Source organism: Bellilinea sp., from assembly GCF_034432615.1.
Lineage (GTDB): Bacteria > Chloroflexota > Anaerolineae > Anaerolineales > Anaerolineaceae > Bellilinea.
In genome coordinates, this window is record NZ_DAOUBL010000068.1 from 1 (window position 1) to 8,452 (window position 8,452).

8 protein-coding genes are annotated in these 8,452 nt (G+C 51.6%); all 8 read left to right on the plus strand.

Features of this window, described 5'->3' with window-relative positions:
* The first annotated feature begins 283 nt into the window (after positions 1-283).
* Positions 284-3,040 (plus strand): cation-translocating P-type ATPase, encoded by a 2,757-nt coding sequence (locus tag VAE48_RS03355; protein WP_322791902.1) that lies wholly within the window; start codon positions 284-286, stop codon positions 3,038-3,040.
* 248 nt (positions 3,041-3,288) lie between these two features.
* Positions 3,289-4,125, plus strand: a complete 837-nt coding sequence (locus VAE48_RS03360; RefSeq protein ID WP_322791903.1) for an NYN domain-containing protein — start codon at positions 3,289-3,291, stop codon at positions 4,123-4,125.
* 95 nt (positions 4,126-4,220) lie between these two features.
* Positions 4,221-5,291: a peptide chain release factor 1 gene (gene prfA, locus VAE48_RS03365; RefSeq protein WP_322791904.1), complete on the plus strand. Its 1,071-nt coding sequence runs from the start codon at positions 4,221-4,223 to the stop codon at positions 5,289-5,291.
* Positions 5,272-6,129 carry a peptide chain release factor N(5)-glutamine methyltransferase gene (prmC, locus tag VAE48_RS03370; RefSeq protein ID WP_322791905.1) on the plus strand — a complete coding sequence of 286 codons (858 nt, stop codon included), beginning with the start codon at positions 5,272-5,274 and terminating at the stop codon, positions 6,127-6,129. The genes prfA and prmC overlap by 20 nt, the downstream gene beginning before the upstream one ends.
* Positions 6,130-6,193: 64 nt before the next feature.
* Positions 6,194-6,622 (plus strand): hypothetical protein, encoded by a 429-nt coding sequence (locus VAE48_RS03375; protein ID WP_322791906.1) that lies wholly within the window; start codon positions 6,194-6,196, stop codon positions 6,620-6,622.
* Positions 6,623-6,662: 40 nt separating this feature from the next.
* On the plus strand, positions 6,663-6,866 hold the full coding sequence (locus VAE48_RS03380) for a hypothetical protein (RefSeq protein ID WP_322791907.1): 204 nt from the start codon (positions 6,663-6,665) through the stop codon (positions 6,864-6,866).
* A 31-nt stretch (positions 6,867-6,897) separates the two neighbouring features.
* Positions 6,898-7,914 (plus strand): carbohydrate kinase family protein, encoded by a 1,017-nt coding sequence (locus VAE48_RS03385; RefSeq protein ID WP_322791908.1) that lies wholly within the window; start codon positions 6,898-6,900, stop codon positions 7,912-7,914.
* Positions 7,914-8,452: M20/M25/M40 family metallo-hydrolase (locus tag VAE48_RS03390; protein ID WP_322791909.1), on the plus strand; the 539-nt coding region annotated here is incomplete at its 3' end. The genes VAE48_RS03385 and VAE48_RS03390, both read left to right, overlap by 1 nt.

Sequence of the window (8,452 nt, forward strand, 5' to 3'; positions counted from 1 at the left end):
ATATCTTCAAATGTTAAGAAAGCTCCCTGTCCACTTTTCAGCTTTAAACTGTCCAACTTTCAAGTTTAAATAACATTCCGTAACGGATGCTTGACAACCTGAATGAGATGCGGTAGGATAAGCAGAGTAATGGGGAGTAGCCTCCTCTCACAGGACGGGTTATCGTCAAAACGAAGCCAGCGGCTTCCGGTAGCCCGGGCGCATGAAAAAGCGTTTGGCAAGACCATCACGGAATGGTGATGGTCTTTTTTTATATCAAAGTTTGAATGGGAGCAACATTGCAATGAAAAACTGGTACGCAAAATCCCTGGATGAAATTGAAGCCGAACTTTCAACCGATTTAAAACACGGTCTAACTTCAGCGGAAGTCGAAAAAAGACGGGCAAAATACGGACCGAACGAACTGATTGAGCGCGGTCTGAAAAGCCCCTGGAAAATTCTATTGGAACAGTTGACCGAGATCATGGTCGTAATCCTGATCATCTCGGCGGTTATTTCAATTTTCCTTCACGAAGTCACCGATGCAATTGTGATTTTGATCATCGTGGTGCTGAACGCGCTGTTGGGCTTTACGCAGGAATACCGTGCCGAAAGGGCAATGGCTGCGCTTAAAAAGATGGCAGCACCTAAGGTCAAAGTCCACCGCGATGGTCACCTGATCGAGATTTCTTCCCGTGAATTGGTACCGGGAGATGTCATTCAGCTGGATGCGGGAGATGCTGTACCTGCTGATTGCCGCTTAATTGAAGCGATTAACCTGCGCGTTCAGGAAGCCGTGCTGACGGGTGAATCTGAGCCGGTTGAGAAAAATACCCAGGTGATCCAGGGGGAAAATATACCGGTTGGAGACCGGCGCAATATGGTTTTCATGGGAACCGTGACAACCTACGGGCGCGGTTCGGCGGTGGTGGTACAAACCGGCATGCAAACCGAACTGGGGCGGATTGCCGACATGATTCAGGGAGTGGGTCAGGAAGCCACTCCCCTGCAAAAACGGTTGGCGCAGCTGGGCAGAGGGCTGGCAGTGGCTGCGCTGGTGATTGTCGGCATCGTTTTTGGGTTGGGGGTGCTGCGTGGTGAGCCCATCCGCATCATGTTCCAGACGGCGATCAGCATGGCAGTGGCAGCAGTGCCGGAGGGGTTACCGGCGGTGGTTACCATTGCGTTGGCTCTTGGCGCTCAGCGAATGCTTCAGCGTCGGGCGCTCATCCGCAAATTGCCAGCCGTCGAAACACTGGGTTCCGTCACCACGATTTGCTCCGATAAGACCGGTACACTCACCGAAAATCGCATGACCGTTACGGTGGTTGATGTGGCCGGGAATCGGATTGATTTTCTGGAAGAGGTTCAAAATTATTCGCCAACCCTGCCCGACCGTCAAAAAATCGAACCAGTGCTGGTAGAATACCCTGCCGTTGCGCTTCTATTGGTGGGAGGGACTTTGTGCAATGATGCGGTGATCGAAGCTAATGAAAGCGCGCGGGGAGGCTTTGTTTCAGTCGGTGATCCTACCGAAGGCGCGCTGGTCATTGCCGGAGCGCGGGCAGGTTTGTGGAAAGACGAACTGGAAAAAGCTATGCCGCGCGTGGCCGAATTGCCGTTTGATTCGGAACGTAAGCGCATGACCACCGTTCACCGCCTCAATCAGAATGAACTGCCGGAAATCTTGAAAACGGCTGAGCGTGTTATCGCCGCTGAAATTCAGCAGCCGTACATTTCCATTACCAAAGGCGCTGTGGATAGCCTGTTGGAAGTGTGTAACCGCGTGTGGGTCGAAGATGGCAGCGTTCCGCTGGATGAGGAATGGCGCAGGCGGATTGAAAAAGCCAATGAAGACATGGCAATGAAGGGCATGCGGGTACTGGGCGTGGCATACCGGCTATGTCCTGCCGAACAAGTCGAGGGGTGTGATAAGCCGCAAGAACAAGCCCTGATTTTTGTTGGAATGGTGGGTATGATTGATCCTGCCCGCCCGGAAGTCAGAGATGCGGTGGCAACCGCCAAGGGTGCAGGCGTACGTCCGATTATGATCACAGGTGATCACCCGCTGACTGCGCTGCACATTGCCCGCGAACTGGGCATTACCACGCCGGATGGCGAAGCAATTACCGGCCAGCAGCTGAGTGTCATGAGCGTCGAGGAACTTAAAGAGGTGTTGGAGCATGTTTCGGTTTTTGCGCGGGTTTCTCCTGAACATAAGTTGAAAATTGTTCAGGCGCTGCAAGAAAAAGGTGAAATCGTTGCCATGACCGGGGACGGTGTCAACGATGCGCCGGCGTTGAAAAAAGCAGATATTGGCGTAGCGATGGGCATCACCGGTACAGATGTCTCCAAAGAAGCCGCCGATATGGTCTTGCTGGATGATAACTTTGCCACAATTGTGGCTGCTATTGAGGAAGGCCGGCGGATTTATGACAATATCCGCAAATTCATCAAGTATACACTGACCTCGAATGCCGGTGAAATCTGGGTGATGCTGGCCGGTCCATTCCTGGGAATGCCATTGCCGCTGACACCCATTCAAATTTTATGGGTCAACCTTGTGACGGACGGTTTGCCCGGATTGGCGTTGACGGTAGAGCCGGCTGAACCGGACACGATGAAACGCAAACCTTTTCCACCAAAGGAGAATGTCTTTTCGCGGGGAATGGCACGCGATATTTTATGGATCGGATTGTGGATGGGGTTGGTTTCACTGGCGGCTGGCTTGTGGGCTTTGAACACCGGACGGATGGAAACCTGGCAGACAATGGTGTTTACAACCCTCACCCTGGCGCAGATGGGCAATGTGCTGGCAACCCGTTCGAATCGCTTCTCGCTCTTTCAAATTGGTCTTTTTTCGAATAAATCCCTTTTGGGGGCAGTTTTGCTGACTTTCGCTTTGCAGATGGCGGTTGTGTATGTGCCTTTTTTGCAAAATGTCTTCAACACCCGTGCGTTGCCCCTCGAAGATTTGCTGGTCAGCCTCGCGTTGAGCACTCTGGTTTTTAGTGGTGTGGAAGTGTTCAAATGGGTACGCCGCAAGAGAGAAACCGTTTGACTGAAAGAATAAGACAATTTGAGCAATTGGCAATTCCCTCCGCCTGCGGGTGGAGGGAAATATTATTTTATTGGCCTGTTGTAAAGGAGCAACTTTGTAACTATTGATTTAATTAGCATTGAGGTATAGAATTTGTGCAATATAAAATATCATTTCAAACAGTAAAAAAAATTATAAAATTTTGGCTTGCATAATCCCCCGCGGTGGGGATGAAACTTACAATCAATGTAAAGTGATCAGGAGTCTATATGCCCATATCAGGTGGTGGCAGCAAAGTCGGTATTTATGTGGATGTAGCCTATATTTATAACAACGGCGGTTCTAAAATGCAGTACGATGTGTTGCGGGAATTTGCCTGCCGGGATTTTGCCGAACCGGTGCGCATGAATGCTTACGTCAGTTATGACCGTGAGCGGGCCGAATGGGATGAGGTTTACCGGAAAGGCACCCAAAATTTTCACTCAGCTTTACGGGATATGGGCTATAAAGTGATTGTCAAGGAAATCCAGTGGTTTGAGGATGAAAGCGGCAACCGATATGGCAAGGCAAATGCCGATTTAGATCTGGCGGTGGATGCGCTGCTGCAATCTGCCAAGCTGGACCGGGTGCTGTTGGCCAGCGGGGACGGCGATTTTGTTCAGGTTGTGCGCGCCTTGCAGGATAAGGGCTGTCGAGTTGAAGTGATGGCGCTGGATAATGTATCCAACAAACTGCGTCATGAAGCGGATTTCTTTATTTCCGGTTATCTCATTCCCAACTTAATCCCGGTCAACAATTACAAAACCGATCAACCCGAATGGGGTGAAATCGGTTCCCGTGTGCGGGGATGGTGTTACTGGCACAGCGAACAGGGCTATGGCTTCATGCGATACTTAAAATCCATCGCGCCCGGTCTGTGGCTGACCGATACCCGCCATCCCGAATCGCCGTATGCCACCGCATTTTTCCATGATTCCAATTTGCCCGAATCGGTGCGGCCGACCGTACTGCCCAGCCGCAGTTATATTTTCGAGATGGAGCTGGCGCGGTCTGAGCGAGGCGGGGGAATCCAGGCTATCAACATCGAATTAATCAGTAAGTTTTAGCGCCGCAGTCGAACTTAATTTTTGCCGGCTGTTGGAACATGACAGGCTGGTATAATTAAACATTGCCAATCTGAGTTAACGGATTAAGAAAACATATGCTGGAAAAAATTGAAAAGATCGAAGAGCGTTACGAAGAACTCAATCGCTTGCTGGAAGAAGTCGGAGAAGATTATCAACGCGCTGCAGAACTTGCCAAAGAGCGCTCCGACTTGGAGGAGATTGTCGAAAAAGGGCGCGAATACCGGCAGGTGCTGAAACGCATCGAAGAAGCCCGTCAGTTAGTGGATGGTGATGATGAGGAACTCAGCCTGCTTGCCCGGCAGGATTTAGAAGAACTGCAACCACGCCAGGAAGCGCTGGAACGGGAGATCAAGTCACTTTTACTTCCCAAAGATAAACGTGATGAGCGCAATGTCATCATGGAAATTCGTGCTGGAACGGGCGGAGAAGAAGCCGCCCTGTTTGCGGCGGATTTGTTCCGCATGTACAGCCGCTACGCCGAGCGGCGTAACTGGTCGGTGGAAATTCTCTCGCAGAATGAAACCGGCATCGGTGGTTTCAAGGAAATCATTTTCATGGTCAAAGGGCGGGGTGCATATTCCCGCCTGAAATACGAATCCGGCGTGCACCGCGTACAGCGTGTGCCGGAAACGGAAGCCTCCGGCCGAATTCACACATCCACCGTCACAGTAGCCGTACTGGCCGAGGTGGAAGAGGTGGATATTGATATCCCGGAATCGGATATCCGCATAGATATTTATCGTTCGGCTGGAGCCGGGGGACAGAATGTTCAGAAAAACTCCACTGCGGTGCGCCTTACGCACATCCCAACCGGTATTGTGGTGGCCTGTCAGGACGAGCGCTCTCAATTGCAAAACCGCTTGCGGGCAATGAGCATTCTGCGTGCCAAGTTATATGAAATTGAAGAAAACCGGCGGCAGCAGGAACTGGATGAAGCCAGGCGTTCTCAGGTGGGAACCGGTGAACGCTCCGAGAAAATCCGTACCTACAATTACCCGCAAAACCGTGTAACCGATCACCGGATCAATCTTTCTTCCTTCAACCTGCCGGCGGTAATGGATGGAGAACTGGACGAATTTATTGAAGAACTGTCCTTGCGGGATGAAACCGAACGCCTGACCGCCCATGAAACTGCTGAACCTTAATGCGGGGAATTGGCTGAAGGTTGCCCGGGTGCGATTAAAAAGTATAGAAGACGGAGGCCTGGCTGCTCAGGTGATTCTGGCGCATGTGTTGGGGAAAAGCCGTGAATTTATTCTGGCTCATCCGGAATATGTGCTGGGAGAAGACCACATCGAGCGGTTGGAGAATTTAATCACCCGTCTTGAGCAGGGTGAACCGCTGGCTTATTTAACCGGCAAACGAGAGTTTTACGGACTGACCTTTTGGGTCAGCCCGGCGGTTTTAATTCCGCGTCCCGAAACTGAATTGCTGGTCGAAAGAGCGCTTGGGTGGTTAAAACGCCATCCAAATCGGCGCAGTGCGGCAGATGTGGGCAGCGGTTCGGGCAGTATTGCCGCTACGCTGACTTTTCATGTTCCGGATTTGAAATGTGTGGCGGTCGAGCGTTCCTGGCAGGCGATACAGATTGCCCACCAGAATTTTGAGCAACTGCAGGTTTCTCAGCGGGTGTTTCCCATGCTTGGTAACTTGCTGGATGCCGTAGAGGGGATGTTTGATCTGGTTTGTGCCAATCTACCTTATATACCTGCCAATGAACTGGCGCAACTGGCAGTCAGCCGCTTTGAGCCTCGGCTGGCTTTGGATGGTGGATATGACGGCTTGGATTGGATTGCAGCCTTGATCGAAGATTCAAAACGCTGGTTGGCGAAGGGCGGTTTAATGCTGCTGGAGATCGAGGCAGGGCAGGCAGAAAAGGTTGCCCAACTGGTTTACCGTAATTTGCCGAACGCGAAAATTGAAGTAATCCATGATCTGCAGGGATTGCCCCGGCTTGTTTGGGTGGAAAGAGAGTTGAGTTAAAACCGATATTTCAATCGGTTGGGATTGTATTTTTTACGCGGCGGTTTCATGCTACAATAATTGCATGAGTGCGGAAAATCAAAATTCTCCATCCCCCTCCTTTCAAAAACACCGTCGGCAGGTTGTCTGGCAGATATGGATGCCGGTAATTGCGGCAGGGGTGGTGTTCCTCGGTTTAGGATTGTTGATGGTGCTGACTCCCTCACTGGGGACATCCCGCACCGGTCATTGGGCAGCCATTTCCTTAATCTGGTTAATCGGCCCGCTCATTATTTTTGCAATGCTGTTTCTGGCACTCAACATTGGACTGATTTACCTGATGAACAAAATTTTGCGGGTTCTGCCCCCTTATTTTAGGATTGGTCAGATTTATTCGCAGGTAATGGTACTCCGGGTGAAAGCCTTGTGTGACCGGCTTGCCCGCCCTTTCATCCGTTGGGGTGGGTGGTCAGCGGGCTTCCATACCCTGCGGTCAAAAATCATTCGCCATTAATTTTCAGCCTTCATCTTATCTCATTCCAAGAGGATTTCTGATGGAAAATTGGAAAACGAAAACAATTGTAATCGGGGGATTGATTGGTGCAGCGGCAGGCGTGATTGCGGCCTTGCTCCTCATTCAACGGGCGGAAGAAACCCAACAGGCTCCTCGTTTGACTGCTGGTGATGGTGTAAAGGTTGGCTTGGGTGTTCTGGGACTGTTGCGGCTGATTACCGATATTGCCGGTTCAAAAAAGTAATCGAAAAACGGTTGCGCCGGGCGGGGGTTTTTTGGATAGCGCTCCTTTTCTACGTTATTTGATCGCCGGTAAGCTGAGGCGGGATTTTATTCTGCCCGTCAACGGTAAACCGGCCCTGGATATTCCCGGTGGTAATCTGATCTACACCGCTGTTGGGGTGCGTCTGTGGGATCAGGGGATTGGTTTGATAGGAAGGGTCGGCGAAGACTATCCTCATGAATGGCTTGATCAATTTGCCGCGCGTGGATTTGACTGCCGCGGCATCAAAGTGCTGCCCACAGCCCTGGAGTCACGTTATTTTGCAGCTTACCCAAACGGTGATGAAGAAAATTCGGATGCACCTCTGACGCATTTTTCCAGGTTGGGTTTACCCTTTCCCAAAGCATTGCTGGGCTATTCCCCACCCACAAATCAGATTGACAGCCGGGTGCAGCCAACCGACTGGACGATCCGCGCCGGCGATTTTCCACCGGATTATCTGGATGCTACAGCAGCGCATATTGCCCCCATTGATTACCTGACGCAGTCCTTGTTGCCTTCCCTCTTCCGCCGTGGGCAAGTTACCACTTTGACGATGGATCCTTCCGAGGGGAGCATGAATCCAACCTTTCGGGATGACTTGCCGGCAATGTTGAGGGGGGTCAGCGCATTGATTTGTTCGGAAAAGAAGGTGCGTCGCTTTTATCAGGGGTTGACCGATGATCTGTGGGAAATGGCGGAACGGCTCACCTCTTTTGATTGTGAAATTGTGGTGATTAAACGGGGAAGCCAGGGGCAATGGGTCTATTCACGGACCAGCCGCCAGCGCTGGATGGTGCCGGCTTATCCTGCTCGGGTTGTGGATCCGACCGGCGCGGGTGATGCTTTTTGTGGGGGTTTTTTGGCCGGGCTGCGGCAGACCTACGATGCCCTGGAGGCTACGTTATGGGGGAATATCTCGGCTTCGATTGTGGTGGAGGGAAGTGGCCCCTTCTATGCGCTGGATGTACTGCCGGGTCTGCCCCCCATGCGACTGGAAAAACTGCGCGAAATGGTGAGTAAAGTCTGATGATCCCTTTGCCCGCCGAGTTGCTGGATTATATTGTTGAACAAACCGCACGGATTCAACAAATTCCTGCGCCAACCTTTCACGAAGAGCGCCGGGCGGTTTACATTCGCGATGAAATGCTGCGGATCGGTCTGGATGAGGTCTTTCTGGATGAGCAGGGTAATGTGTTTGGCCGCTGGAGAGGCGGGGATGCCGAGCCTTTTATCCTCTCAGCTCATCTCGATTCTGTTCACCCATTGGATAAATCATTACCGTTGGAGGTGACAACCGGTAAAATCACCGGCCCAGGCTCGGCGGATAATGCTTTGGGGCTGGCGGCTCTGTTGACGATTGGCAAATGTCTGGTTCAACATGGACAGCGTTTTGATGGAGATATCTGGCTGGTGGCGGATGTGTGTGAAGAGGGCCTTGGCAACCTTGCCGGTATGCGGACGGTGGTGGATCGTTTTGGTGAAGCCGTTCAGGCTTATGTGATTTTGGAAGGGTTGGGTTTGGGACAGGTTTGTCATCGCGGACTGGGCGTTGCCCGTTATCGTAT